Origin of the sequence: Rathayibacter sp. AY1C4 (assembly GCF_002932195.1) — a bacterium.
Taxonomy (GTDB): domain Bacteria; phylum Actinomycetota; class Actinomycetes; order Actinomycetales; family Microbacteriaceae; genus Rathayibacter.
The window spans coordinates 1-26,896 of sequence record NZ_PSWE01000021.1; the positions used below are offsets into that span (position 1 = coordinate 1).

The window sequence follows — 26,896 nt, forward strand, 5'->3', positions numbered from 1 at the left end:
GCCGATGGTACTGCAGGGGGGACCCTGTGGGAGAGTAGGACACCGCCGGACACCATTCACGATGGCCACCCAGAAATGGGTGGCCATCGCTGTTTAACCGGTCGGTCTCTGTTCGAGGACGAATAGGGCCGGCCGGAGCGACGATGACCGTCGTCGCCCGACTCCGGAACGAGGAGCAGCGATGACTCAGCACGACCCGACGCCCTCCCCGGAATCGAGGTCGCTCCAGAACGGCTTCGACGTCGTGGAGGAACACGTCCTGTCAGACGAGCTCCTCCGGATCGAGCAGACTGCGCTCGACAAGAGGGCAGCCGGATACGTCCAGCTGCAGGAGCAGCTGCGCATCCGACTCGAGAACGCGGACCGCGACCGATGACCGAAGACTCGCGACTCGACTCGGCTCTCGCGGAACGGGGCATCGCCCGGTCCCGCACCCATGCCGCTCGGATGATCGCCGACGGTATGGTGACGGTGGACGGCGTCCCTGCACTGAAGCCCTCGATCCGCGTCCTCGACGATCAGGACGTCGCGGTCGCCGGCCTCGACCACTACGTCAGCCGGGCCGCCCACAAGCTGCTCGCCGCCCTCGACACCTTCGCGACGGTGCGAGTCGCCGGCCGGAACGCTCTCGACGTCGGGGCGTCGACGGGCGGGTTCTCGCAGGTCCTGCTCGAGCGCGGCGCCGCCTCGGTGATCGCCCTCGACGTCGGGCACGCGCAGCTCGCTCCTCGGATCCGGTCCGACGATCGCGTCCACGTGGTGGAGGGGTTCAATGCGCGGGATCTCACCGCCGCCCGGCTCGCCGAAGCCGCCAGGACCGAGATCGTCCCGGACCTGGTCGTGTCCGACGTGTCCTTCATCTCCCTGCGGATGGTTCTGCCTCCCGTCGCCGCCTCTGTGGATCCGCTCGCCGACTTCGTGGTGCTAGTGAAGCCGCAGTTCGAGGTCGGCCGCTTGGGAGTGCGGGAGGGGATCGTCCGGGATCCCGAGCTGCGTCGCGAGGCCCTCTCGGACGTCCTGTGGTCGGCGTGGGACCTGGGGCTCGGCGTCGTCGGCCTGGCCGAGTCGCCACTCCCGGGGGGCGCTGGGAATCGTGAGTATCTGGCGCACCTCCACCGCGACCGCGGAACGATTCCGACAGAATGGAGGGACGCGGTCACCGCGCTCACCACCGGGTGACGCGATCGTGTCCGCCGCTGTCGACCGACCAGAAGGACACACCCTCGATGCAGTCCCCTCGTGACGAGCGCAACATCCTCGTCGTCGCCCACACCGGACGGACGGACTCCCTCGATGCGGCGGTCCTCGTCGTCGAGCGCCTCCGGAACTCCGGCGCCCACCCCGTCCTCTGTGCCGACGACAAGGGAGACATCGTCGCGGTCGCTCCGGATCTGAGCGACGTCGCCGTGCTCGGGTCCGACGTGCCGCTCGAGTCCATCGAGCTCGTGTTCGTGCTCGGCGGGGACGGGACCATCCTCCGCGCAGCGGAGATCGTCCGGTCGGGGACAGCCCCTCTGCTCGGCGTGAACCTCGGCCACGTCGGGTTCCTCGCCGAGAGCGAGCGGGACGATCTCGACGACGCGGTCGCCCGTGCGCTCGACGGCGACTACGCGGTCGAGGAGCGGATGACCCTGCAGGTGCGCGTCAAGATCGACGAGGCCGTCGTCTACGAGACCTGGGCGCTCAACGAGGCGACCGTCGAGAAGGGCAGCCGCGAGCGGATGCTCGAGGTCATGGTGGGCGTCGACGGACGTCCGCTGTCGAGCTTCGGCTGCGACGGCATCGTCGTGTCCACTCCGACCGGTTCCACCGCTTACGCCTTCTCCGGGGGCGGGCCCGTGGTGTGGCCGACCGTCGAGGCGATGCTCCTCGTTCCGCTCAGTGCCCATGCTCTCTTCGCGCGGCCCCTCGTCGTGGGCCCGTCGTCGAGCCTCGCCGTCGAGGTCAAGGAGAGGACCGACGGCGTCGGCGTCCTCTGGGCCGACGGCCGGCGCGCCTACGAGCTGCCGCCGGGAGCGCGCGTCGTCTACCGGCGCTCGCCCGTGCCCGTGCGCTTCGCACGCCTGCACGACGCCCCCTTCACCGATCGACTCGTGCACAAGTTCGGTCTCCCCATCCGCGGATGGCGGGGGTCGGCGGAGACGGAGTAAGGCCCGATGCTCGAAGAGCTGCAGATCCGCGACCTCGGAGTGATCGCCGAGGCGACGCTCCCGCTCGGACCGGGCTTCACCGCGGTCACCGGCGAGACCGGCGCCGGCAAGACGATGGTGGTCACGGCGCTCGGCCTCGTGCTGGGCGCGCGCTCGGACGCGTCCGCTGTGCGCTCGGGAGCGAAGCAGGCCTGGGTGTCGGGGCGCTGGCTGGTCTCAGAGCAGGGCCCGGTCGCCGAGCGGGTCCACGACGCCGGCGGCGATCTCGACGGCCCGGAGCTGCTCCTCGCGCGCTCGGTCTCGGCGGAGGGACGCGGGCGAGCCGTCGTCGGCGGCCGGAGCGCACCGGTCAGCGTGCTGAGCGAGCTCGCCGATCAGCTGGTCGTCGTGCACGGGCAGTCGGACCAGATCCGCCTCCGCTCCGCCGCGGCGCAGCGCGAGGCGCTCGACCGGTTCGGCGGACCCGGTCTCGCCGACGCCCTCCGCGACTACGCGAGCGCCTTCGAGCGCTGGCGGGCCAACCGGGAGGAGCTCGACTCGCTCACCGAGGCCCGGGAGACGCGCGCCCGCGAAGCCGAACGGCTCCGCTCCGCCCTCGCCGAGATCGAGGTGGTCGCCCCCCAGCGCGGGGAGGACGTCGAGCTCGCGGCGCAGTCCGCCCGGCTCGGGAGCATCGAGCAGCTCCGGCTCGCCGCCGGCGAGGCCCGCGAGGCGATCTCGTCCGAGGAGCTGGACGGGCGGGACGCGCTCGGGCTCCTCGAGACGGCGCGGCGCGTGCTGGAACGGGCGGCCGAGCACGACGCCGCCCTGCAGCCGACGGTCCAGACGCTCGGCGAGGCGGCGGTGCTCCTCGTCGACGCCGCCGGCGGGCTCTCCTCGTACCTGGCGGAGCTCGACCTCGACGGCGCGCACGACCTGGAGCTGATCGAGAACCGGCGCGCGGAGCTGTCTCTGCTCGCCCGCACCTACGGACCGACGCTGGACGACGTGCTCGACCTGGTGGACTCCTCCGGACTCCGCCTGCTCGAGCTCGACGGCGACGACGAGAGGATCGCGGCTCTCGAGGCCGACACCGCGGCCGACGCGGACCTCGTCGACCGCCTCGCGACCCGGCTGACCGAGCTGCGGACCGCGGCGGCCGCCGAGCTGGGGGAGCGGGTCAGCGACGAGCTCACCGCGCTGGCCATGGCGGATGCGCGCCTGCACGTGAAGGTGACGGCCGCGGGGGAGCCGAGCATCCACGGGCGCGACTCCGTCGAGATGCTGCTCCAGCCGCACACCGGGGCCGCACCCCGGCCCCTCGCCCGCGGAGCCTCGGGAGGCGAGCTCTCGCGGGTGATGCTCGCGATCGAGGTCGTGGTCGCCGCCAACGACCCCGTGCCGACGTTCGTCTTCGACGAGGTCGACGCAGGGGTCGGCGGAGCGGCGGCGATCGAGATCGGCCGACGGCTCGCGCGGCTCGCCGAGACGTCGCAGGTCATCGTGGTGACCCACCTCGCGCAGGTCGCCGCATTCGCCACGAACCACCTCCGCGTCGAGAAGGGCTCGGACGGCGCGGTGACCTCGAGCGCCGTGACGCAGCTCGACTCCGAGGAGCGGGTGTCCGAGATGGCGCGCCTGCTCTCGGGGCTCACCGACTCCGCCAACGCTCTCGCTCATGCGCGGGAGCTCCTCGAATCGAGTCGGCGGGGCTGATCGCGAGCGGCCCTGGACGACATCGATCCGTCCCGGGCGGTCCGCCGCCGCCGTTCTGCTGTTACGGTGGAACCCCGTGGTGGACTTTACGAACGCGGGCCTTTCCTCTTCTTCTCCCTCGGATCCCGAGGGCTCCTCCGGGTCCTCGACCCGGAACGCTTCGACGGCCGGGCAGGACGCCCCCTCGAAGATCACGAAGCACATCTTCGTCACCGGCGGTGTCGTCTCCTCGCTCGGCAAGGGACTCACGGCCGCGAGCCTGGGCAACCTGCTGACCGCGCGCGGGCTGCGCGTCGTCATGCAGAAGCTCGACCCGTACCTCAACGTGGACCCGGGGACGATGAACCCGTTCCAGCACGGCGAGGTCTTCGTGACCGACGACGGCGCCGAGACCGATCTCGACATCGGCCACTACGAGCGCTTCCTCGACATCAACCTGAACCAGGCCGCGAACGTCACGACCGGCCAGATCTACTCGAGGGTCATCGCGCGCGAGCGCGCCGGCGAGTACCTCGGCGACACGGTCCAGGTCATCCCGCACATCACGGACGAGATCAAGCGGCGCATGCGCCTCCAGTCGGAGGACGACCCGCAGCCGGACGTCATCATCACCGAGATCGGCGGCACCGTCGGCGACATCGAGAGCCAGCCGTTCATCGAGTCGGCCCGCCAGGTCCGCCACGAGCTCGGCCGCCGCAACGTCTTCTTCGTGCACGTCTCGCTGGTGCCCTTCATGGGCGCCTCCGGCGAGCAGAAGACCAAGCCCACCCAGCACTCCGTCGCGGCGCTGCGCTCGATCGGCATCCAGCCGGACGCCCTGGTGCTGCGGAGCGACCGGCCCGTGTCGGAGTCGAACAAGCGCAAGATCGCGCTGATGTGCGACGTCGACGAGCAGGCCGTGGTCAACGCCAAGGACGTCGCGTCGATCTACGAGATCCCGCAGATGCTCAACGAGCAGGGCCTCGACGCCTACATCATCGACCAGCTGGGCCTCCCGGCCGGCGAGGTCGTCTGGGACGGCTGGTCGCGACTGCTCGAGGCCGTGCACGAGCCCAAGCACGAGGTCACCATCGGCCTGGTCGGGAAGTACATCGACCTGCCCGACGCCTACCTCTCCGTGACGGAGGCTCTGCGAGCCGGCGGCTTCGCGCAGCAGACGAAGGTCGCCATCCGCTGGATCGCCTCCGACGGGCTCGAGGACCCCGAGGCTGCGGCCAAGGCGCTCTCCGAGCTCGACGGCATCTGCGTGCCCGGCGGCTTCGGCATCCGCGGCATCGAGGGCAAGCTCGGCGCGCTGCGCTTCGCGCGGGAGAACGGGATACCGACCCTCGGGCTCTGCCTCGGCCTGCAGTGCATGGTCATCGAGTACGCCCGCAACGAGGCCGGCCTCGAGGGGGCCTCGTCGTCGGAGTTCGACCCGGAGACGGAGTTCCCCGTCATCGCGACGATGGCCGAGCAGGTCGAGATCCTCGCGTCCGGGGACATGGGCGGCACGATGCGCCTCGGCCTCTACACGGCCGAGCTCGCCGAGGGCTCGATCGTCGCCGAGGTGTACGGCGCACCTGAGGCTGCCGAGCGCCACCGTCACCGCTACGAGGTCAACAACCGCTACCGCGACCGGATCGCCGAGGCGGGGCTCTGGTTCTCGGGCCTCTCGCCCGACGGCCACCTCGTGGAGTACGTCGAGCTGCCCCGCGAGAAGCACCCCTACTACGTGGGCACGCAGGCGCACCCGGAGCTCCGCTCGCGCCCGAACGCCGCGCACCCGCTCTTCCGCGGCCTCGTGACCGCCGCCCTCGAGCGCCAGGAGGCCTCGCGCCTCTTCCCGGCATCGGAGGCGGGCGCCGATGAGTGAGCCGCTGTCGGACGAGCTCGTCGAGCCGGAGGTCCTGACCAGTGAGCGCGTCTTCGACGGGATGGTCTGGGGCGTCCGCGCCGAGACGTTCCGCTACGGCGGCGGCGAGCTGCGCCGGGAGTTCCTCGATCACACGGGAGCCGTCGCCGTGCTGGCCCTCGACGACGAGGACCGCGTCGCCCTGATCAAGCAGTACCGGCACCCTGTCCGCACCCGCGAGTGGGAGATCCCGGCCGGCCTGCTCGACGTCGAGGGCGAGGATCCCCTGGTCGCCGCTCAGCGGGAGCTGGGCGAGGAGACGGACCTGCAGGCCGAGCGCTGGGACCTGCTCTCGGAGTTCGCCACCTCGCCGGGCGGCAGCGACGAGGTCATCCGGATCTACCTGGCCCGCGGGCTCTCGTCCACCGGCTCCGCCTTCGACCGCGAGGCGGAGGAGGCGGACATGGAGCTGCGGTGGGTGCCGCTGGACGAGGCGGTCGAGGCGGTCCTCGCCCGCCGGGTGCAGAACCCCTCGCTGACGATCGCGGTGCTCGCGGCGCACGCGTTCCGCTCGCGCGACTGGGACGGGCTGGGCGACGCGTCCTCGCCGTGGACGCGCCACCCGCGGGTCCGCCACCCCCGGGGGTGAGCCCCCGCGCCTGCGCCGAGGCGTACCTCCGGCAGGCGAGCGTGGAGCGCGGGCTCTCGGCGCACACGCTCGCGGCCTACCGGCGCGACCTGGAGCTCTACCTCGGCTGGCTCGAGGAGCGCGGGACCGTCGATCTGGCGCAGCTCGGACGGGTCGACGTGGGGGAGTTCTCCTCCTGGCTGGCCGCACGCCCGGAGCGGCCGCTCGCGGCGAGCTCGCGCGCACGGATCCTCTCGAGCGTCCGAGGGCTGCACCGTTTCGCCCTCGAGGAGGGGGTCGTCTCGGACGACGTTGCCCGGGACGTGGTGCCGCCGAAGATCCCGATGACCCTGCCGAAGGCGGTCACGGTCGAGCAGATGGCGGCACTGCTCGACGCGGCGCGCGGCGAGGAGCTCGCGGACCTGCGGGACCGGGCCCTGCTGGAGCTGCTCTACGCGACGGGCGCGCGCATCTCGGAGGCGGTGGACCTGAACGTCGACGACGTAGTCGCCGCGGAGGTGGTGCGGCTGACGGGCAAGGGGTCCAAGCAGCGGATGGTGCCGCTCGGCCGCTTCGCCCGCGAGGCGGTCGACGAGTACCTCGTGCGTGCGCGGCCCGAGCTCTCGCGGAGGGGGCGCGCGACGCCGGCGCTCTTCCTGGGGGTCCGCGGGAGCCGCCTGTCGCGGCAGAGCGCCTGGCTGGTCATCCGCGCCGTCGCCGAGAAGGCCGGGCTGGACCGGGAGATCTCGCCGCACACCTTCCGGCACTCCTTCGCGACCCACCTGCTCGCGGGCGGCGCCGACGTCCGCGTGGTGCAGGAGCTCCTCGGGCACGCCTCGGTGGCGACGACGCAGATCTACACACTGGTGACGGCGGACACGCTCCGGGACGTCTACACGTCCGCGCACCCGCGAGCGCGGCGCTAGAGCCGCGGCCCCGCGCGGCGGGGCGCGGCGGCCGAGGAGCGGGGCGCCGGTACACTCGTCGGAGGCCGCGCGGGAGCGCACGCCGCCACGGAAGCGAGGACGACGCAGGTGACACGCAAGACGGACGACAAGGCCGAGCTCACCGGTCTCGAAGCCCCGACGCTCGGCCCGACCGGCCGCCCCCTGCGCGACTTCCCGCTGCCGGTGGAGCTCGCCGGTCACGGCCCCGCCCGGATCATCTCGCTCTGCAACCAGAAGGGCGGCGTTGGCAAGACGACGACGACCATCAACCTGGGCGCGACCCTCGCCGAGTACGGCCGCCGCGTGCTGGCCATCGACTTCGACCCGCAGGGCGCCCTCTCGGCCGGCCTCGGGGTCACCACCTACGACGCCATCACGATCTACGACCTGCTCCTCGGCACCGTGAAGGACCCGGCCGAGGCGATCCGGAGGACCCGCGTGCCGGGCCTGGACGTCATCCCGGCCAACATCGACCTCTCCGCCGCCGAGGTCCACCTCGTCAACGAGGTCGCGCGCGAGCAGATCCTCGCCCGGGTGCTCCGCAAGGTGAGCGCGGACTACGACGTCATCCTGATCGACTGCCAGCCCTCGCTGGGCCTGCTCACGGTCAACGCGCTCACCGCGAGCCACGGCGTGCTCATCCCGCTCGAGTGCGAGTTCTTCGCGCTGCGCGGCGTCGCCCTGCTGATCGAGACGATCGACAAGGTCCGCGACCGGCTCAACCCGGTGATCGAGCTCGACGGCATCCTGCCCACGATGTACGACTCCCGCACCCTGCACTCGCGGGAGGTGCTCGACCGGGTGGTCGACGCCTTCGGCGACAGCGTGCTCGAGACGGTGATCGGCCGCACGGTGAAGTTCCCGGACGCCAGCGTGTCCGGCGTCCCGATCACCCAGTTCGCGCCCGAGCACAACGCCGCGAAGGCGTACCGCAAGCTCGCCAGGGAGCTGATCTCGCGTGGCGCGGTCGCCTGAGGTCCTCCTCGAGGAGCGCGCCGCTCCCACCGGGTTCCACCTCGCGCTGACCAACTTCGAGGGTCCGTTCGACCTCCTGCTGAGCCTCATCGCGAAGCAGCAGGTCGACATCACCGAGATCGCGCTGAGCGCCGTGACGGACGAGTTCCTCTCGTACCTGCACGGGATCGACTCGCTCGAGGGGCTGGACCGCGCGTCGGAGTTCCTCGTCGTCGCCGCGACGCTCCTCGACCTGAAGATCGCCGGACTCCTGCCCCAGGGCGAGCTCGTGGACGCGGAGGACGCGGCGCTGCTGGAGGCGCGAGACCTGCTGTTCGCCCGGCTCCTGCAGTACCGGGCCTTCAAGCAGGTGTCGTCGTGGTTCGCCGAGCGGATCGCGATCGAGACCGCCCGCCACGTGCGCGACGTGCCTCTGGAGGAGGAGTACCGGTCCGCGAAGCCGGAGCTCGTCTGGACCCTGTCGCCCGCCGACTTCGCCGCCCTCGCGACCGTCGCCCTCGCTCCGCGCGAGCTGCCGACGGTGGGCCTGGACCACCTGCACGCCCCGCAGATCAGCATCCGGGAGCAGGCCGCCCACGTCGTGGCGATGCTGCGCGCCCGCGGGAGGGCCACCTTCGGCGAGCTGATCGCGGACGCCGACGAGAAAGGCGTGATCGTCGCGCGCTTCCTGGCCGTGCTCGAGCTCTACCGGCACGCCGCGATCTCGTTCGACCAGCCGGAGCCGCTCGGCGAGCTCACGCTGCGCTGGGTCGCCGAGCAGTGGAGCGATGCGAGCCTCGCCGCGCTCGGAGCCGACTATGACTCCTGACGCCGGCCCCGGGACCGTCGCGTTCGAGATCGACCGGGCGATCGAGGCGATCCTGATGGTCGCGGACGAGCCGCAGCCGCTCGCCTCCCTCGCGACCGCGCTGTCGAGGCCGATCGCCGTGGTCCGCCAGTCGATCGAGCGCCTGGTCGCCGACTACGACGGCGCCGACGGGGCGATCCGCCGGGGCTTCGAGCTGCGCGAGGTCGGTGCCGGCTGGCGGATCTACGTGCGCCGCGAGTACGACCCGGTGGTCAAGGACTTCGTCCTGACGCAGAACCCGACGCGGCTCTCGCAGGCGGCGCTCGAGACGCTCGCCGTGATCGCCTACAAGCAGCCGGTCTCGCGCGGTCAGGTCGCGCAGATCCGCGCGGTCAACGTCGACTCCGTCGCGCGCACCCTCCTCGGCCGCGGCCTCATCGCGGAGGTCGGCCACGACCCCGAGACGGGCGCGGTCCTCTACGGCACCACCGAGCAGCTGCTCGTGCACCTCGGCCTCACCTCGCTCGACGAGCTGCCGAAGATCTCCCCCCTACTGAGCGACGGAAGAGACGGATTCGATGAGCGCGCCTGACAGCGGCCCCGACGGCGAACGACTGCAGAAGGTCCTCGCGGCAGCGGGGGTCGCCTCCCGACGAGTGGTCGAGGAGATGATCGTGGCGCGGCGGATCCGCGTCAACGGCGAGGTGGCGGACGAGCTCGGCCGCCGCATCGATCCGGCGACCGACCGGATCGAGGTCGACGGGGTCGCGGTGCAGCTGGACACCTCGCGCCGCTACGTCATGCTCAACAAGCCGATCGGCGTCGTCAGCTCGCTGGCGGACGAGAACGGACGCACCGACCTCAGCCTCTACACGAAGAACTTCGAGGAGCGGCTGTTCAACGTCGGGCGCCTCGACGCCGAGACCTCGGGCCTGCTGGTGCTGACCAACGACGGCGAGCTCGCCCACGTCCTCGCGCACCCGTCGTTCGGAGTGACGAAGACCTACATCGCGAAGGTGCACGGGCAGGTGCTCCCGCAGACGATCGCGACGCTGACCACCGGGATCGAGCTCGACGACGGACCGGTGGCCGCCGACAAGGCGCGTCTCCTCGGCCGGCCGGAGGGCCGCTCGAACGCCTCGCTCGTCGAGATCACCCTGCACTCCGGTCGCAACCGGGTCGTCCGCCGGATGATGGCGGCGGTCGGCCACCCGGTGATCGAGCTCGTCCGGCGCCAGTTCGGGCCGCTGCACCTGGGCACCCTGCGCTCGGGCGATCTGCGCGACCTGACCCGGGAGGAGCTGGGCGCGCTGCTCACGATCGCGCGGCAGGGCGGCGAGGCGGTGGCGGCCGCTCCCGCGGTCCCCTCGAAGAAGGTGAGCGCGGGTGCGCGGCGGCCCCGGCCTGACAGCGGCGAGCGCGTCGCCCCGGCGGAGCGCGGCTCGGCCGGGCGATCCTCGGATCGCGGCGGATCGTCCGGACGGTCGTCCGACCGCGGCGGCTCGGCGGGACGGTCGTCCGATCGCGGCGGCTCCTCCGCCGGCGGCGGGCGGAGCGACGGTCCTCCGCGCCGGTCCGGCGCCGACAAGCAGCGCCGCGCCGATCGCTAGGCTGTCGGGGTGAACGAGCTCCTGCACCCCGCGCCGCCCGCGATGCGGACGACCGGGACGGTGCGGGTGGTCGGCTCCGGACTACTCGGCGCCTCCATCGGCCTCGGCCTCGCCTCCCGCGGGATCGACGTCGTCCTCGACGACGCCTCGCCCGCGAGCCTCTCCCTCGCCATCGACTACGGGGCCGGCCGCGCCGCCTCCGCCGACGACCGGCCCTCCGTCGTCGTCGTCTGCGTCCCCCCTGACGTCACCGCGAGCGTCGTCGAGCGCGAGCTCGCGGCGCACCCCGGAGCCGTCGTCACCGACGTGGCGAGCGTCAAGACCCAGCCGCTGCGCGAGCTGCGCTCCCGCGGCGTCGACCTCGCCCGCTACATCGGCTCGCACCCGATGGCCGGCCGCGAGCGCGGCGGACCGGTCGCCGCGCGGGGGGACCTCTTCGTCGGTCGGCCCTGGGTGATCTGCCGCGACGGCGAGACCGCGCCCGACGCGCTCGCGCGGGTGGAGGGCCTCGCTCTCGACCTCGGCGGCACCATCGTCGAGATGGACCCGGAGGAGCACGACCTCTCGGTCGGCCTCGTCTCGCACGCCCCGCAGGTGATCTCGTCACTGCTCGGCCAGCGCCTCCTCGACGCCCCGAACGCGGCGCTCCGCCTCGCCGGGCAGGGCGTCCGCGACGTCTCGCGCCTGGCGGCCTCGGCCCCCGAGCTCTGGATGCAGATCCTGGCCGCGAACCGCGAGCACGTCGTCGCGGTGCTCGACGCCTTCCGCGACGACGTCGCCGCGGTCGCCGACGCTCTCCGCGACCTCGAGGCGCCCGGCTCGCGCCGCGTGCTCGCCGAGCACCTGGCCGCGGGCAACGCCGGAGTGGCGCGCCTGCCCGGCAAGCACGGCCAGGACCAGCGCTTCTCGACCCTGATCGTCCTCGTCGACGACTCTCCCGGAACCCTCGCGCGACTCCTGGTCGAGATCGGCGAGGCGGGCGTCAACCTCGAGGACGTGCGCCTCGAGCACGCGCAGGGGCGCCGAGTGGGTCTCGCCGAGATCTCGGTGGTGCCCGAAGCGGTCGCGCCGCTGACCGAAGAACTGACCATACGCGGCTGGAGGATCGCCGGATGAGCACCGAGCAGAACAGGCAGGAGGGCGGCCTGAACAGGATGACGCCCGCCCGCCGGGCACAGCAGAGCATCCCGGAGGACGGGGGCGCGGCTCCCGAGCGCGAGGCGCGCTCCGAGGCCGCCGAGCAGGGCGACTTCGGCGAGGCCGTCGTGGTCGCCATCGACGGCCCGGCCGGCAGCGGCAAGTCCAGCGTGTCGAGGGCTGCCGCCCGCCGCCTCGACTTCGAGTTCCTCGACACGGGAGCGGCCTACCGCGCGCTCGCCTGGCACGGGCTCGACCGCGGCCTCGACTTCGAGGACCAGGACGCGATCGTCGACGCGCTCGACGGCTTCGACTACTCCATCGGCACCGACCCCGAGTCGTACTCGGTGTGGGTCGGTCCGACCGAGGTGACCGCCGCCATCCGCGAGCCCCGGGTGACCGCGCGGGTCTCGGCCGTGGCGAAGGTCCCCGAGGTCCGTCGGAGGATCACCCTGCTGTTCCGGAGGATCATCGGCGAGACGCGCCGGGAGGGCATCATCGTCGAGGGCCGCGACATCACGACGGTCGTCGCACCGACCGCTCCGGTCCGGATCCTGCTGACGGCGAGCGAAGAGGCTAGAATGGCCAGGCGTTCGCGCGAGGTCACCACGGAATCCGCCGAGGCGACGGGTCAGGCACTGCGGTCGAGGGACCGCGCCGACTCGCAGGTGGTCGACTTCATGAACGCCGCAGAAGGAGTCACTCTTCTCGACTCCACTCATCTCGACTTCGAGCAGACCGTCGACGCGGTCGTCGCCGAGGTCCGAACTTCGAGAGCAAGGGCCGGTCATGGCACAGGATACGCACGTCGGTGACGACGAGCTGAACTTCGGAGACGACGACCTCGTCGAGCGCCTCGGCGACCTCGACGAGCAGCTCGCCTCCTCACGCGCGCAGGCGCTCCGGAGCGGACTCGAGGACTACGACCTCGACGAGGAGGACCTCGACCTCCTCGAGTTCGCCGGGGAGGACTCGGACGAGGTCCGCTACCTCCCCGCCCTCCCGGTCGTGGCGATCGTGGGCCGCCCCAACGTCGGCAAGTCCGCGCTGGTGAACCGCATCCTCGGCCGCCGCGAGGCCGTCGTCGAGGACACCCCGGGCGTCACGCGCGACCGCGTGTCCTACAAGGCGGAGTGGATCGACAGGGCGTTCACCATCGTCGACACCGGCGGCTGGGAGCCCGACGCCCGCGGCATCGACGCCTCCGTCGCCATGCAGGCCGAGATCGCCATCGACCTCGCCGACGCCGTCATCTTCGTCGTCGACGCGAACGTCGGCGCGACCGCGACCGACGAGCACGTCGTGAAGCTGCTGCGCAAGACGAAGAAGCCGGTCTTCCTCGCCGCGAACAAGGTGGACGACGCCCGCCAGGAGCCGAACGCCGCCTCGCTGTGGTCGCTCGGCCTGGGCGAGCCCCGCCCCGTCTCGGCCGTCCACGGCCGCGGCGTCGCCGACCTTCTCGACGCGGTGCTCGAGAAGCTCCCTCTGGAGTCGGCCGTCGCCAAGCGCGAGGTCGGCGGACCGCGCCGCGTCGCGATCCTCGGCCGCCCGAACGTCGGCAAGTCCAGCCTGCTCAACAAGGCCGCGGGGGAGGAGCGGGTCGTCGTCAACGAGCTCGCCGGCACCACGCGCGACCCGGTCGACGAGCAGGTCGAGATCGCCGGTAAGGTCTGGCGCTTCGTCGACACCGCGGGCATCCGCCGCCGCGTGCACCTCCAGCAGGGCGCCGACTTCTACGCGTCGCTGCGCACCTCGACGGCGCTCGAGAAGGCCGAGGTCGCCGTCGTCGTCCTCGACGTCTCGCAGCCGATCTCGGAGCAGGACGTCCGCATCATCGACCTGGTGCTGGAGTCGGGCCGGGCGCTCGTGCTCGCCTTCAACAAGTGGGACCTCCTCGACGACGAGCGCCGCCGCTACCTCGAGCGCGAGATCGAGACCGACCTCGCCCACGTGGCGTGGGCGCCCCGCGTCAACATCTCGGCCCGCACCGGCCGCCACCTCGAGAAGCTCGTGCCGGCGCTCGAGCTCGCCCTCGAGTCGTGGGACACGCGCATCCCGACGGGCAAGTTCAACGCGTTCCTCGCCGAGCTCACCGCGGCGCACCCGCACCCCCTCCGCGGAGGCAAGCAGCCCCGCGTGCTCTTCGGCACGCAGGCCTCGTCGCGCCCGCCGACATTCGTCCTCTTCACGACCGGGTTCCTCGACCCGGGCTACCGCCGCTACATCGCGCGCCGCCTGCGCGAGATCTACGGCTTCCAGGGGTCGCCGGTGAACGTCAACATGCGCGTCCGCGAGAAGCGCGCGCGCTGAGCGCAGCCGCACCGTGTCCGGCCCGTGGGAGCTCCTCCCGCGGGCCGTCCGCGTCTCCGGGAGGAACGGTCGTCGAGTCGCGGGGGCGGATGCTGCTGCCGAGGCGTCACGGCCGAGCGGGACAGCTCTCTCGAGAGGGAGCGAGGAGCCGCGCGGTCCGGCTTGCGGAGTTGCGGCCGCCCTCGAGCCAAGCGGTCGACTCTCTCGGCGAGCGTCTGCGCAGCGGCGCCCGACGAGGCCGGTCAGTCGCCGGTGGCGAATGGCCACCACGGCGGCAGGAGCCGTCGGTAGGCGGCGAGGTAGCTGCCGGGATCGCGGGGCGCGGGCAGACGGAGCCACTGCTCCATCAGGCCGACGGAGCCCGCCGCGAGGAACGAGGCCGTCGCGTCCTCGAGGAAGCCGAGCGGTGCGTCCGCGGCCGGGACGTCGAGGATCCCCGTGTCGAGCGTCGCGGAGACGGCGGTGCGGAAGTGCCCTGCCAGCATCGCGCGGAGGCCCGAGTCCCCGCCGGGGGCGTCGAAGGCGCGGAGGTAGAGGTCGCGGTGGCCGTCCAGGTGGCCGAGGACGCGGGAGGTGCCCTCGCGGATGCTCGCGTCGGTCGCGGCACCGCTCCGGAGCTGCTGGAGGTAGCCCTCCCGGATCGCGTCGAGCTCGTCCTGCAGGGCGGCGCAGAGCAGCTCCGCGGCGGACGAGGCGTGGGCGTAGAAGGTGGAGCGGTTCACGCCGGCGAGATCGGTGATCTCGGAGACGGTGAGGGTGGCGACGTCGCGGCCGGTCGCGAGTTCGACGATCGCCCGGTGCAGGGCCACCTGTGATCGCTTCTGCCGCGCATCCACTGCTGACGCCTCCCGAGCTGCCGACGGCGCGTCGACCCGTGCCGACGCGTTCCGCCCAGCGAGTCTACGGGGCCCGCTCGTTTTCACTTCCGGCGTCGGCATCCGCTAAGGTAGTCGAGTTGCCCGGGCCTCGGCCCGGTCTGCCACGGGCTGTGGCGCAGCTTGGTAGCGCACTTGACTGGGGGTCAAGGGGTCGCAGGTTCAAATCCTGTCAGCCCGACGGAAAGCCCTGATGAGACCACTGGTCGTCGTCAGGGCTTCCGTCGTTTCCGGGCCTCGTCGTGACGCTGCGGACCGCTCACCGGAGCGCTGCGGCGACCTCGGCGAAAGCCACGCGACGTCGAGCGGAGCGCGCCTCCCGCTCGGCGGGATCCCGTGCCCAGAGCGCCTGTCGCGACGGATGGAAGGTGCGGATCACCGTGAGGCCGCGCTCGCGCTCGATCGCCGGGTGCCGCCTGAGGAGGCGCCGCCAGCCGTGATCGGCGTCGCCGCCCTGCAGGAGGACCACCTCGACGTCGGGGGCGAGCGCGAGCAGATGCAGGACGGTCTCGACGCCGGCGTCGAGCTGCTCGGCGTTCGGGGCCCGGTTGATGTACCAGGGGTAGGCGTTCCACGGCAGCAGGTCGGCGGGGGCGAGGCCCACCTCGTCCATCAGCCCGGCCATGAGCTCCGCCGTCGGGTCGTCGTTCTCGGTGCAGAGGAAGCCGCTTCCGATGCCGTCCTGAGTGGCGGGGCCGGGATCGCGGAGGACGCTGAGGACGCGCGCCTCCACTCCGCCGTGCAGGGGCGCGACGTAGGGCAGCCAGCCGCGTCCGTAGGGGTTCCGCAGCTCGTCGACCCAGCGGTTCACGGGAGCCACGTGCGGTGCGTAGCGCTGCTCCCACTGGGCGCGGCGGAAGGAGAGGTCGGCCATGGAGCGGGGCATGTCCGCACCCTAGAGGGTGACCGGGGCGGCGCGGCACCCTTCCTGGTCGTCGGCCGTGCCGGCGGCGTCCGGACTGAGAGGCCGGAGCGGCATGCACGGCGTCTCCCCGACCGCCCGCAAGGGCGGCGGCAGGCCGGCTCCCTAGCGTCGGTGGACGTGACCCACTCCGCTCCGCTCGCCCGCTGGTGGCGCGAACCCTGGTGGGCGCGGCTCACCCTCCTCGCGATCCTCTGCGGTTCGACGGCCCTCACCGGCTGGAACCTCGCCCGGGGCGGAGACGCCGTCTTCTACGAGGCGGCGGCACGGTCGATGTCGGAGTCGTGGCACGCGCTGGCGTTCGGAGCCTTCGATCCCGCCGCCACGGTGACGCTGGACAAGCTGGCGGGGTTCGCGGTGCCGCAGGCGCTGAGCATCCGGCTGTTCGGCATGTCGACGTCGTCGATCGCGCTGCCGCAGCTGATCGAGGGGCTGATCACGGTCGCGGCGTGCTCGGTCGTCGGGCTCCGGTGGGGCGGCCGGGGGCTCGGGCTGGTCGCGGCGGCAGCGGCGGCGAGCACGCCGATCTTCGTGTCGATGTTCGGGCACCCGATGGAGGACGGGCTGCTCACGGCGGCACTCGCCGTGGCGCTGGTGTGGTGGCAGCGCGCGGTGCTGACCGGGCGGTGGTGGCCGCTCCTGATGACCGGGCTGTCCATCGGGATCGGCTTCCAGGCGAAGATGATGCAGGCCTGGTTCGTCCTGCCGGCGCTCGTGGCGGCGACTCTCGTCGGGGTGCACGGGTGGCGCCGAGCCCTCGCCTGGGCGGGCGGGCTCCTGGCCGTCGCGGTGGGCGCCTCCGTGGCGTGGACGGTCGCGATCCAGGCGGTGCCCGCGGGCGGCCGGCCGTACATCGACGGGTCGACGGGGAACGACGTGTTCGCGATGGTGTTCGGATTCAACGGGCTCGACCGGCTGATCTCGGGCGCGGTGCCCGGCGCCGTCGTCGCGTCCGCCCACGTCGCGGCGATGGGCGGAGCGGCGGGATCGTCGCCGGTGAAGCTTCTGCTCGCGCAGTACGCGACCCAGGTGGGCTGGCTGTACCCCGCGGCGCTCGCGGGGCTGATCCTGGGGGCGGTGCGCTGGCGGCCGCGGCGGGGGAGCACCCGCGGTCCGTTCGCCCTCCTGGTCCTGACCGCGGTGTGGCTGGCGACGGCGGCGGCGGTGCTCTCGGTGGCGACGGTGCCGCACACCGCCTACGTCGCGGCGATCGGAGTGCAGCTGGCGCTCCTCGCGGCGCTGGGCTGGGCGGAAGCGGTGCGGCTGCTCGCGTCGACCCGGGTCGTCGCGCGGCTGGTGCTGCCGCTCCTCCTCGTCGCGCAGACGGCGTGGAGCGCGGTGCTCGCCGTGGGCGGGCAGCTGCCCGCGGTGCTGGGCCTGCCGTTCGCGGCGCTCGCCGGAGCAGGGCTCGTCGTGGTCGCGGTGGCGGCGCGGCGACGGAGGGGCGGTGGGGTGGAGCGAGCGGTCGGGAGCCGGAGGGAAGCGGCCCGCCGTCGTCCCGTCGCGCTCGCGGCAGCGGTCGTGATCCTGGCAGGGCCGATCGCGTTCAGCCTCCAGGTGCTCGACGCGTCCCTCGACGGGTCGGGCGGGGACGCGCTCGTCGGCCTGCGCTTCCCGCAGCGGGCCGAGACCTCGGCTCCGTTCGCGGTCTCGTCGCCGGACGCGGTCGGCGGGCACGACTCGATGACCGCCGACGAGACCGCACTGGTCGCCGCTGCTCGTGCCGCCGGCGGCGGGGTGGACGGAGCGCCCCTGTTCCTCACCGACTCCTGGGCGATCTCGGCGCCGATCATCACGGCGACCGGCGCGAGCGTGCTCACCGACGGCGGCTACTCCGGCCAGGCGCGGGTCTTCACCGAGCAGGACGTCGCCGGGATGATCGCGGCAGGACGCACGCCTCTGCTGGTTCTGAAGAACTCGGCGCCACCGACCGAGTCGGTGCGGAAGGCCGTGGTGGCGGACGGATGCACACAGCTGCAGGAGTGGGGGCCGGCGGCGACGGAGTCGGGAGAGCACGCCTCCGCGGTCACCGGGTTCTCGTTGTGGCGGTGCGTGGCGATGCCGCACGGCTCGGCGGGCGGGGTGTCGGGTGCCGGCCAGTGACGCCGTAGGGCAGTTCTCGCCTGGACGAGATCGGCTCCCGCCGGAACGATCGCCCTCGTCCTTGCGCTCGACGGGTCAGGCCAGGCCGAGGAGGTCGAGCGTCCAGGCGTGAGCGAGGACGTTCTCCTGGTGGGACTCCTCGGGCGTCAGTCCGCTGAGGTGACCGCCCGAGGTCGCACGGAGGACGACGTGCGCGGGATCGTCGCGCTCAGCCACTGCCCGGTAGGCGCTTGCGAATTCCGCGATCGCCGACGCGTCGACTCGGGCATCGCGGAGACCGGCTCGAATCCACGCGCGCGGAAGCGGTCGGCTCCGCCCCACCATTGTGGCGATCGTCGCGAGTGGAGAGAGCCCGCTCGCGAGGATCCAGTCAGGGTCACCGAACTCCTCACGGTCGGACGCCGCCGCGGCTGCGGAGCGATCATCGAGCGCGCCGACGGGATCGAGGAAGGGATGCACGAGGTGGAGGCCACGGAGTTCTGCGGGGCGACGGAGGCAGACCGTCGCAGCGACCAGCGCGCCCGCGCTCGCCGCGGTGAGAAGGAGCCGGTGCGAGTCGATCCCTGGAAGCTCACGAAGCAACGCCAGGCAGGCGAGGAGGTCCTCGATCGGGCGCTCGCGGCCGAGGCCGGTCGCCTGCCGATGCCACTCCGGGCCGTTCTCTCCGCCCCCGCGGACATGGCAGTAGGCGATCGCGGCTCCGCGCGCGAGGAGGTCGTCCGTGAAGGGATCGAACGGCCCCTCGAGGCTGATGCCGTAGGCGCCGTAGACGTGGACGACGACGGGACAGCTGTCGGCGCCGTCAGGAGTCATCAGGGTGAGCGGGACGAGGGTGCCGTCCCGGCTCGGCGCAGTGAGTGACGTGACCTTCATCCGTTCTGTGACCTCGGTGGCGAGTGCCTTACCCGGTACAGGGGTGACGCAGTGGGCGCGGTGAGCAGGGGAGGAGACGAGCATGATCGGGTGGCGGGTGATCGGATCGACGGCGGGAACAAGGGTCCCGGCCGCCGGCGCGAGCCAGAGCGCGTCTGCCCCGCCGCCGGGCAGCCACACCGCTCTCCTGCCGGACGACCGTCCGAGCACGAAGAGCTCACCCTGGGCCTCCTGCAGGTGCTCCGCCTGAAGGGCCTTCGGAACGGGAACCTCGAGAGGACGCGTCGAGCCGGTCATCCGGACGACTCCGTGCCGTCGATACAGGACCGCGAGGCCGCCCCTGCAGGCGGAGACATCCGCGTTCTCCGTGCCGAGGTCGAGGCGACGGCACGTCGGGGGACTGCTCTCCTCTCCGGTCAGCACCCAGTACCGGGAGTCGCGCGCCCCTCTCGATGCGAGTACGGCGATCGCCCCGGCGACGCTGCGCAGATCGAGCCTCCGAGCCTGATCGGGCTCTTCGAGCAGCACGTGGGGAGTCGTCAGGCTGCGATGCCACCAGACCGCCTGCCAGGGCCGACCCGCGTCGTTCCGCCTTATCCAGAGGAATCCGTCCGAGAACGATCGGATGCGCGGGGAGACGGGGCGCTCGTCCTGAACGATCTCGACGGCTCCGCTCCTGGTCGCGACGGCGACGCGGATGCGGTGATGCTCATCACCGTCCTGATCGCTCACAAGTGCGAAAGCGGCGGCGCCCGGCGAGAGCACCAGAGACTCCTGCGGTGCGATGACGAGGGTGTGCTGCACGGGGCGCCCGTCGGGATCCCGGAGGAGCACCTGCCGGGGGCCTGTCAGCTCCGCGGCTGCGCTCGACGGCTGCAGAGCTGCGAGATGTCGCAGCCGTCCGGCGATCGCAGAAACCCGAGGCGGCAGTGCGTCGCGACCCGTGATCACGTCAGACACCCTGCTCACGCAACCTCGGTCCAGGGGGACGGCGAAGCCGAGCCTGCGCGGGAATCAGGAGGATCAGCGAGAGCACGATCCACGAGCCGATGAGGCCGAGAACGACGCTCGGGACCGGCCAGATCACTACCCCTTCGCCCAGTGCTGCGCGACTGACGAGCCAGCAGACCGCGCCGGTGGCGGCGACGGGTGCGGCAGCTGCTGTGGAAGCGGCGAGGGACATCGCGAGGCTCTCGGAGACGACGAGCCCGATGATCTGTCGGCGCTGCAGGCCCGCTGCCTGGAGCAGGGCGATCTCGCGCTCGCGGTTCTGCGCAGAGAGAGCGACGACAGTGGCGCTGGTCGCGAGCATCGACACGGCTACGACTGCGACGATCGTCAGAACATCGGTGAGATCGGCGCGGGTCCCGGGCCGGACCGCCGTCGTCATGGCGACGACGGACTCCACCGCGCACAGGAGCACGGCGATCGCCCCCAGCCCTGCCGTGAGCGGCGCGATCGTGGCGGTGCTGACCTGCACCCGGGCTGCTGCCGCGCGGATTCCGAGAGCTGCGACGACGAGACCCGATCGGGCGGAGAGCGCGTGCAGAGCCCGGAAGACGAGCGCGATCACCTCCGGGCAGAGGAGGTAGACGGCCACGAGGACGCTGCCTCCTACGTCGACGGCCAGGTTGAACATCGGCGCCGGTCCGGTCGCTCCGAGTTCTCGAGCAGAGGCGGATGCCGTGACAAGGCCGGAGGCGATGAGGAGGAGGGCGATGCCGCAGCCGATCCGCACCGCGCGCATCGCCGTACCCGGTCGACCGCTCCTGACTTCACGCAGCGCGGCGCTCGGCGGCGTGCGGGCGGCGCGGCGCGCGGGCAGGACTCCGCCCGCCAGAGCGGTGAGCGTGCCGAGCGCCAGCGTGACCACCGGAGCCCAGGGCGCGAGCGAGAAGCTCGGAAGATCGACCTCGGACGAGACGGCACCGTTGAATGCGGGAACCGCCCAGAACGCCAGCATTGTCGAGAGGAGCGCTCCGATGCCGGCGCCGAGGAGACTCACGATGCCGAGCACGAGGAGAGTGACGACGAACACCTGGGCTCGGGAGGCGCCCAGCAGGAGCCAGAGCGCGTGCGTGCGTCCTGTGGCCAGAACGCTCGCTCGGCCGACGATCGTCAGGGCGACCCAGCCGACGAGCGCCACGACAGTGTAGATCGTGATCGAGAGGATCCGGAACTCCCCGAGCGCGACGCCGGCCGCCGTGACAGCGGCGGTGAATGCGGGGTCGCCGGTCCAGGCGAACTGCTGAACGCACAACCCGATCAGCGTCGCCATCAGGGCGACCACAGCGATCGCGGGAGACCATCGGCGCCACTCGTCGGCGAACAGGCGTACGACGTAACGGGACACGAGTCAGGCCCTTGCCTCTTCGAGGATGCTCAGCAGCTCATGGCTGGTGCAGCGTCCGGTCGTCCGCACGGTCCGACCATCGTGCATCACCACGACCGTGTCCGCGAGGGCTGCGGCGTCGAGATCGTGCGTGACCATCACGATCATCTGGCCCTCGTCCGCCATCGTCCTCAGAGTCGACAGGACGACCCGCGAGCTCTGCGAGTCGAGGGCGCCGGTCGGCTCGTCGGCGAAGACGATGCCGGGCCGCCGTGCAAGGGCGCGGCAGAGAGCGGTCCTCTGCTGCTCACCTCCCGAGAGCGTTCGCGCCGGCGCACGGCGCCGGTCGCGCAGGCCGAACGATTCCACGAGTCCACCGATCAGGTCGTGCGGCACGGGTGATCGGTCGAGCCTGAAGGGGAGCGCGATGTTCTCCTCGACATCGAGGAAGGGCACGAGGTTGTACTGCTGGAACACGAACCCGATCTGGGCGCGGAGCATGCGAGCGCGATCGGCCGCTGACAGCCTGTTCACGTCCCGGCCGTTGACCTCGACGACGCCGGACGTCGGCCGGTCCAGTCCGCTGAGGCACATCAGGAGAGAGGACTTGCCGGAGCCGGAGCGGCCGACGACAGCGGTGAGCCCGCCCCCTTCCAGATCGATGTCGCAGCCCCGCAGGACGGTCGTCCGCTGCCGGCCTACGGTGATGACCTGCTCGACGGCTCGAGCCTGGAGGGTGGGGATCATGAGCGTTTCTCCTCGACGAAGGTGGGGACGTCTTACTCGTGAGACGCCCGCGATCCACGTCATGCTGGATCGCGGGCGCCCGGTAGCGACTATCAGCAGTTGCCCCATGTGATCGAGCTGGGCCAGCCCGGGCACGGCGAGATGACGCTGAAGGTGCTGACGCGCGCGGCGTCGTGCGCGTCGGCCTCACCTTCGAGGGTCTGGAAATCGAGGATCCGGTTCATGTGATCACCTCCTCTCCTCGTCTCGGGCCGACTCGGTCAGAGTCCGAACGGCAGGGCGGAGCGTCCGGTCTCGAGCTCGTTGAGCGCTGCGAGCACTCCGAGCGAGCCGGTCAGGTAGTCCGACGAGAGTCGGAGGTTCTGGTTGCCGCGGAAGAAGACGCCGGTGTCGTCGAGCACGGCGTGCAGGCGCAGCGACCGGACGTGCGAGCGGAGGACCTCCTCGAGTTCCGCGCTCGGGCGGTGCAGTACGCGGCGGCGGAGGTAGACGAGGAATCCGGACAGACCGTGGGCGAGTGAGGCCTGCGCGCACTGCTGGTAGGACGCGGCGGCGTCGATGGACGCGAGGGGATCGGCGAAGAGCTCCTCGCCCGTGACCCGCCGCAGCTCCAGGATCGCCAGGCCGGGCCCGGTCGAGCCGATCCCCAGGTAAGGAAGAGTCCTCCATCCCTCATCGAACTCGAGAGTGTTGTTCCGGGTGATCGCACAGCGCGCCAGATCGGCGTCGACGGCTCGTATCGCGAGCGTGATGTACAAGTCGTCGCCAGTGGCTTCGTGGAGTCGGGCGAACAGGATCGCGGCCGCAGACCATCCGTGCAGGAGGCCGACGGAGGCTCCTCGGACGTCCTCATCGAGCAGCGTGGTGAGATGGTGGGCCGCCTCCGACGGGTCCCCTCCGTCTGCGAGCTCGGCGAGCCCTGCACCGGCCCACCCCGACCACAGCGTCGGACCTGAAGGGGCGGCCGAGGGCCTGCGGTCGAGGACCTCGAGTGTGCGCGCGAGTCCTGCCTGGCGAGCCGCGTAGCGAATTCCCTCGCGTCCGCAGAGACCACGCGACCGCACCTGGGCCACGCGAGCGGCGAGCCAGTGATCGGCGGCCTCGAGGTCGACATCTCCGGATCGTCCTAAGACAGCGACGACTCCAGCCGCGCCGTAGGGGAATCCGGCACGGTGGTCCGCGCTGTCGCGGGCGAGGACAGGGATGTCTCCGGGAACGACCGGCGAGTCGTCCGTCCACTGAAGCACCGATGCGACACCGCGGGCGATCTGGCCGCGCAGCTGGTCGTCCGAGAGGGCGGCGAGTCGACCGACGTCTTCGTCGATCGACCTCTGACCGGAGGCGGGGAGTACGTCGAGGGTGGAGGTCCTGATCGACCGCAGCACGGCGGGCGGAACCGCGAGATCGTCTGCGGCTGCTCGGAGGAGCTGCTCGATCTTCGCGACGTTGCCCTGGTCGGCGATCGTCGCTTGGGGGAAGAGGAGATCGAGTTCGAGGATGCCGAGCGACCACTCGTCCGCTTCCGTCCCCTTCAGGCCTTCCAGGGGCTCGTAGCCGGGCGCTCCCTGGCGACAACGCCACTCCGGATCCATTCGATGCGCGAACTCGAAGTCGAGGAAGCACGGGTGCGTGCCGTTCCGCATGATGACGTTCTTCGGGTGGATGTCGCCGAGCAGCCATCCTGCGCGGTGCACGGAGGCGAGAGCGGCGTCGAGGCGAGCGACGGTCGTGGTCAGCCAGGAGGTGTATGCAGGGTCACCGACGCGCCACGGTGCTGGTCGGAGCAGCGGAGTCCTCGTCATCCATTCGCGCTTCAGATCGTTCCCCTCGATGTGCTCCATGACCAGGTATCGGTGCTCCCAGGCCGTGAAGGATCCGTAGAAGACGGGTACGCAGTCCAGGGACTGCAGATCGACGAGCACCTCCTCCTCATGAGCCAGGCGAGTCACGGCGTCGACTCCGTCGGCGTCCAACCCGGCGTGCGGGCGCGCCTCCTTGAGGACCACGATCGTCCCGATCGGCACGAATTCGTCGGTCGTCGCTTCAGCGAGATAGACACCACCACCGTTCGAGAAGTGCAGCGCTGAGAGCATCGTGAAGCCGAAGGCGACCTCTTCCTCGTTCTCCGCCCCGACAGTGACGGACTCCGGTAGTGAAGCCCACGGGGGAGGTGTGAACGTCGGCCGCCGGACGTCCTCCACCTCGTTCCCGTCCGGGTCGAGCACCGTCGAGACGAAGCCGCTCTCCGTCTCGGACGGGACGAAGGCGCCGTAACGGAAGTGCACAGGCCCGGACTTCCACCGCCGGTCGGACAGTACGTACGGGCCTCTGAACCCGCGAAGACGGACGTCGAGGTCCTCCAGCGCTCGGGCGAACTCGTCGTCCGAACCGGGATACACGGTGATGAACTTCCCAGCTCCCGCTCGATCGGCGTACTTGCCGTTCTGCATCAGAAGGTGAGAGGTGGTCGAGAGATGTTTGAAAGGCAGTCGGGAGGCGAAGCAGTAGCGTGCAGCAGCGGCGAGGACCTTCTCCGCGTCATCGAGTGTCGACGAGAGGTGGAGCTTCCATCCCTGACGAGGGAGGAGGCAACCGTCCGGCATCCAGTTCCGCCACGGCCGCGACTCCCTCACCTGCCAGTCCTCCGGAGCGAAGGACGCGACGTCGAAGGCGTCGCCATCGATGTCGTCCCCCTCCTCGGCGACCGCGTAGAACGGGTTGCCCGGGCGGCAGTACCGGAGATATTCGAGGTCGAGCGGCATCGCTTCCCTTTCCTGTCCGACTTGTCTCGCGGTGCGGGATGCGGCTCCCGGCGCTGACTTCGAGGCTAGGAAGGTCCGCAGTCGACCACCTCCCGCCGAAGTCACGGATGAGGATGACCGGAGTCACGGTGAGGGCGTGACTGCGGTCACGGGTCGGCATCCCGGAGTCGGAGCTACAGTTGTCGACATGGGCTCAACTCCGGAGACGGCGGCGGAGATCTCTGCGCCGTCAGCGGCAGGACACGAGCGGGTCGCGGTCGCGCCGTCCCTGTCGAGCACCGTGGACAGGACCGTCATCGCACTTCAGGCGATCGCCCTGTGCTGCCTCGTCCTGGCAGGGATCCTGGGCGTCGTGGACTCCGCGCAGAGAGGCACGGGTGCAGCGGTCGCGGTCACATGGCTCGCGCTGGTGCCTGTGATCGCCGGGCTCTGGGCCGTCCGGCCCCGACTGATCCGAGCGGGACACGGGGTCGCCGTGACGACGGTGTCCATCGTCGCGGCGACGCCGGTCGTCGTCTTCGGCCGGCTCGATTTCACGATCCCGGTCCTCCTCCTCGTCGTGGCGTTCGCGGTGGTCGACGTCTCGCTCCGCGCAGGGGCGCACGCGATGATCTGGATCGCCTCCGTCGGACTGGCCCTCCATGTCGGGGGCGCCGTCGGCTCGGGGAGGGCGCTGCTCTCCGGAGTGCTCGACGGTCTGCTCAACGTGGTGCCCGTGGCCGTGCTGATGTGCTTCGGGATCGCCCTGGGACTCTCTCTTCGCGGCTTCGAGAGCGAGCGATCCGCCGACCAGCGTGTGATCAGGCGGTTGCATCGCGCCTCCGAGACGGAGAAGGAGCTGCTGCTGTCGGACGAGCGCGCCCGGAGCGCACGCGAGCTCCACGACGGCCTCGGGTACAAGCTGACCCTCGTCTCGATGAGTCTCGAGCTCGCTGATCGCCTGCGCTCCGCCGATGCCGAGCAGGCGTGGGCCGAGGTCCGCACCGCCCGATCCACGTCGAGCGAGGCTCTCGCGGACATGCGGATGTGGGTACGAGCGCTCAGTCCCTTCCGGGACGCGGGCGCCCGCGGCCTGGCTGCGCTGGAGTTGATCGCGGAGTCCTTCCGCGGCACGGGCGTGACCGTGGATGTGGTCGGCGACGAGGCGTCGGACCGTGTGCTCACCAGCGACGATGAGACCGCGCTCGTCGTCTACCGAGGCGTGCAGGAAGGGCTGACGAACGCTCTGCGGCACGGCGCTGCCCGCAGAGTCCGCATCGATATCGAGACGGACGACGTCCGGCTCGAGCTCTCGCTGCTCAGCGACATCGGCGCGGGAAGGAGCAACGGGATCAGCGACGGCGAGCCTGTGCTGGGGTTCGGGCTGCGCGGCCTCGACGATCGCGCGACGGCTCGCGGAGGTCGGTTGACGGCGCGGCGCATCGGCGACCGGTTCCTCCTGCGCCTCTCGATCCCTCTCGGAGGCGCCGACGGGGAACGGGAGAGCCGCGCCTCGTGACGGAGACGACACCGAGGCGAGTGCTGCTGGTGGAGGACCAGCAGATGATCCGCCGTGGGCTGGTCATGCTCCTCTCGACGGTCGAGGGTGTCGTGGTCTCGGCCCAGGCCGAGAACGGACAGGCTGCTCTGCACATTCTGCGCACGACGGAGGTGGACGTCGTCGTCACCGACGCGCGGATGCCGGTCATGGGCGGCGTGGAGCTCGCCGCCGAGTGTGCGCAGCTCCATCCGCGTCTGCCCGTCCTCCTTCTGACGACCTTCGACGACGACGCGCTCGTGCAGGCGGCCCTCTCGGCCGGCGCTTCCGGATTCCTCCTGAAGGACACCTCGGTGGAGGGTCTCGTCGTGGCCCTCGACGCGGTGATCGCCGGCGGGATGGTGATCGATCCGCGCGTCGCCCGGCCGGCCGTCCAGCCGGGTCGCACCGGCGAGAGCCCGCTGACGCTGCTCACGCGGAGCGAGCGGGTGGTCGCCGAGCTGGTGGCCGAAGGGCGGAACAACAGGGAGATCGCGGCCGCCCTCGTGCTCGCCGAGGGCACCGTGAAGAACCACGTCTCGGCGCTGCTGCGCAAGCTCGGCCTCCGCGACCGCACCGCCCTCGCGCTCACGCTCTACAAAGGCTTCCGCCCCGACGGCGCCTGAAGGCGCTGGTCGGATTGCGGCCCAGGCGCGGCCGTCCTCGGGCGCCCGACCCGCCGCCTATCCTTGA

23 protein-coding genes, 1 tRNA gene and 1 pseudogene are annotated in these 26,896 nt (G+C 71.6%); 18 read left to right on the plus strand and 7 right to left on the minus strand.

The features are described from left to right. The first annotated feature begins 181 nt into the window (after positions 1-181). The 14 genes and pseudogenes from C5C99_RS11480 to der all read left to right on the plus strand — a co-directional run bounded on the left by C5C99_RS11480 (position 182) and on the right by der (position 14,073). Entirely contained in the window at positions 182-376 is a 195-nt protein-coding gene (locus C5C99_RS11480; RefSeq protein WP_104340093.1) for a hypothetical protein, read from the plus strand. Next, positions 373-1,179, plus strand: coding sequence for a TlyA family RNA methyltransferase (locus tag C5C99_RS11485; protein WP_104340094.1), 807 nt, complete (start codon positions 373-375; stop codon positions 1,177-1,179). The genes C5C99_RS11480 and C5C99_RS11485 overlap by 4 nt, the downstream gene beginning before the upstream one ends. A gap of 47 nt (positions 1,180-1,226) precedes the next feature. Next, on the plus strand, positions 1,227-2,150 hold the full coding sequence (locus C5C99_RS11490) for an NAD kinase (RefSeq protein ID WP_104222498.1): 924 nt from the start codon (positions 1,227-1,229) through the stop codon (positions 2,148-2,150). Positions 2,151-2,156: 6 nt separating this feature from the next. Beyond that, positions 2,157-3,845: a DNA repair protein RecN gene (recN, locus tag C5C99_RS11495; protein ID WP_104340095.1), complete on the plus strand. Its 1,689-nt coding sequence runs from the start codon at positions 2,157-2,159 to the stop codon at positions 3,843-3,845. A gap of 190 nt (positions 3,846-4,035) precedes the next feature. Further along, on the plus strand, positions 4,036-5,700 hold the full coding sequence (locus tag C5C99_RS11500) for a CTP synthase (RefSeq protein ID WP_104222604.1): 1,665 nt from the start codon (positions 4,036-4,038) through the stop codon (positions 5,698-5,700). Beyond that, positions 5,693-6,328, plus strand: a complete 636-nt coding sequence (locus tag C5C99_RS11505) for an NUDIX hydrolase (protein ID WP_104233392.1) — start codon at positions 5,693-5,695, stop codon at positions 6,326-6,328. Before C5C99_RS11500 ends, C5C99_RS11505 begins: the two co-directional genes overlap by 8 nt. Beyond that, a complete protein-coding gene (gene xerD, locus C5C99_RS11510; protein WP_104297472.1) occupies positions 6,325-7,233 on the plus strand; it encodes a site-specific tyrosine recombinase XerD in 909 nt (302 codons plus the stop codon). The genes C5C99_RS11505 and xerD overlap by 4 nt, the downstream gene beginning before the upstream one ends. A gap of 108 nt (positions 7,234-7,341) precedes the next feature. Next, a complete protein-coding gene (locus tag C5C99_RS11515) occupies positions 7,342-8,229 on the plus strand; it encodes a ParA family protein (RefSeq protein WP_104297471.1) in 888 nt (295 codons plus the stop codon). Continuing rightward, complete coding sequence (locus C5C99_RS11520; protein ID WP_104267431.1) at positions 8,213-9,037, plus strand: ScpA family protein; 825 nt, start codon at positions 8,213-8,215, stop codon at positions 9,035-9,037. The genes C5C99_RS11515 and C5C99_RS11520 overlap by 17 nt, the downstream gene beginning before the upstream one ends. Further along, positions 9,027-9,608, plus strand: coding sequence for an SMC-Scp complex subunit ScpB (gene scpB / locus C5C99_RS11525; protein WP_104238575.1), 582 nt, complete (start codon positions 9,027-9,029; stop codon positions 9,606-9,608). The genes C5C99_RS11520 and scpB overlap by 11 nt, the downstream gene beginning before the upstream one ends. Further along, positions 9,595-10,353 (plus strand): annotated as a pseudogene (locus tag C5C99_RS11530) (pseudouridine synthase); the annotation flags it as partial. The gene scpB and the pseudogene C5C99_RS11530, both read left to right, overlap by 14 nt. Before the next feature lie 315 nt (positions 10,354-10,668). Next, positions 10,669-11,742: a prephenate dehydrogenase gene (locus tag C5C99_RS11535; RefSeq protein WP_104222605.1), complete on the plus strand. Its 1,074-nt coding sequence runs from the start codon at positions 10,669-10,671 to the stop codon at positions 11,740-11,742. Further along, positions 11,739-12,578, plus strand: a complete 840-nt coding sequence (gene cmk / locus C5C99_RS11540) for a (d)CMP kinase (RefSeq protein WP_258063687.1) — start codon at positions 11,739-11,741, stop codon at positions 12,576-12,578. The genes C5C99_RS11535 and cmk overlap by 4 nt, the downstream gene beginning before the upstream one ends. Next, positions 12,553-14,073, plus strand: a complete 1,521-nt coding sequence (gene der / locus C5C99_RS11545; RefSeq protein ID WP_104222506.1) for a ribosome biogenesis GTPase Der — start codon at positions 12,553-12,555, stop codon at positions 14,071-14,073. The genes cmk and der overlap by 26 nt, the downstream gene beginning before the upstream one ends. Before the next feature lie 242 nt (positions 14,074-14,315). On the opposite strand, the gene C5C99_RS11550 is transcribed toward der, so the two are convergent. After that, positions 14,316-14,909 carry a TetR/AcrR family transcriptional regulator gene (locus C5C99_RS11550; protein WP_181069118.1) on the minus strand — a complete coding sequence of 198 codons (594 nt, stop codon included), beginning with the start codon at positions 14,907-14,909 and terminating at the stop codon, positions 14,316-14,318. A gap of 146 nt (positions 14,910-15,055) precedes the next feature. Between C5C99_RS11550 and C5C99_RS11555 the strand changes: the two genes are divergently transcribed. Then, positions 15,056-15,129, plus strand: a tRNA-Pro gene (locus C5C99_RS11555). A 78-nt stretch (positions 15,130-15,207) separates the two neighbouring features. Here the strand turns inward: C5C99_RS11555 and C5C99_RS17545 are convergent. After that, a complete protein-coding gene (locus C5C99_RS17545; protein WP_104273319.1) occupies positions 15,208-15,834 on the minus strand; it encodes a uracil-DNA glycosylase in 627 nt (208 codons plus the stop codon). Between the two features lie 156 nt (positions 15,835-15,990). Here C5C99_RS17545 and C5C99_RS11565 point away from each other — a divergent pair, with 156 nt between their 5' ends. After that, positions 15,991-17,973: a glycosyltransferase family 39 protein gene (locus C5C99_RS11565; protein WP_104340096.1), complete on the plus strand. Its 1,983-nt coding sequence runs from the start codon at positions 15,991-15,993 to the stop codon at positions 17,971-17,973. A gap of 75 nt (positions 17,974-18,048) precedes the next feature. On the opposite strand, the gene C5C99_RS11570 is transcribed toward C5C99_RS11565, so the two are convergent. The 5 genes from C5C99_RS11570 to lanKC all read right to left on the minus strand — a co-directional run bounded on the left by C5C99_RS11570 (position 18,049) and on the right by lanKC (position 24,687). After that, the gene (locus C5C99_RS11570; protein WP_146078818.1) at positions 18,049-19,650 is read right to left on the minus strand and encodes a prolyl oligopeptidase family serine peptidase; all 1,602 of its coding nucleotides are present in this window, start codon (positions 19,648-19,650) and stop codon (positions 18,049-18,051) included. Between the two features lie 148 nt (positions 19,651-19,798). Next, a complete protein-coding gene (locus C5C99_RS11575) occupies positions 19,799-21,199 on the minus strand; it encodes an FtsX-like permease family protein (RefSeq protein WP_104340097.1) in 1,401 nt (466 codons plus the stop codon). 3 nt (positions 21,200-21,202) lie between these two features. Further along, positions 21,203-21,925 (minus strand): ABC transporter ATP-binding protein, encoded by a 723-nt coding sequence (locus tag C5C99_RS11580; protein ID WP_104340098.1) that lies wholly within the window; start codon positions 21,923-21,925, stop codon positions 21,203-21,205. Between the two features lie 92 nt (positions 21,926-22,017). Next, positions 22,018-22,149 carry a hypothetical protein gene (locus C5C99_RS17550; protein ID WP_258059251.1) on the minus strand — a complete coding sequence of 44 codons (132 nt, stop codon included), beginning with the start codon at positions 22,147-22,149 and terminating at the stop codon, positions 22,018-22,020. 36 nt (positions 22,150-22,185) lie between these two features. Further along, the gene (gene lanKC / locus C5C99_RS11585; RefSeq protein WP_104340099.1) at positions 22,186-24,687 is read right to left on the minus strand and encodes a class III lanthionine synthetase LanKC; all 2,502 of its coding nucleotides are present in this window, start codon (positions 24,685-24,687) and stop codon (positions 22,186-22,188) included. Positions 24,688-24,874: 187 nt separating this feature from the next. Between lanKC and C5C99_RS11590 the strand changes: the two genes are divergently transcribed. Next, positions 24,875-26,185: a sensor histidine kinase gene (locus tag C5C99_RS11590; protein WP_104222531.1), complete on the plus strand. Its 1,311-nt coding sequence runs from the start codon at positions 24,875-24,877 to the stop codon at positions 26,183-26,185. Then, positions 26,182-26,829, plus strand: a complete 648-nt coding sequence (locus tag C5C99_RS11595; RefSeq protein WP_258063688.1) for a response regulator transcription factor — start codon at positions 26,182-26,184, stop codon at positions 26,827-26,829. Before C5C99_RS11590 ends, C5C99_RS11595 begins: the two co-directional genes overlap by 4 nt. Positions 26,830-26,896: the final 67 nt, after the last annotated feature.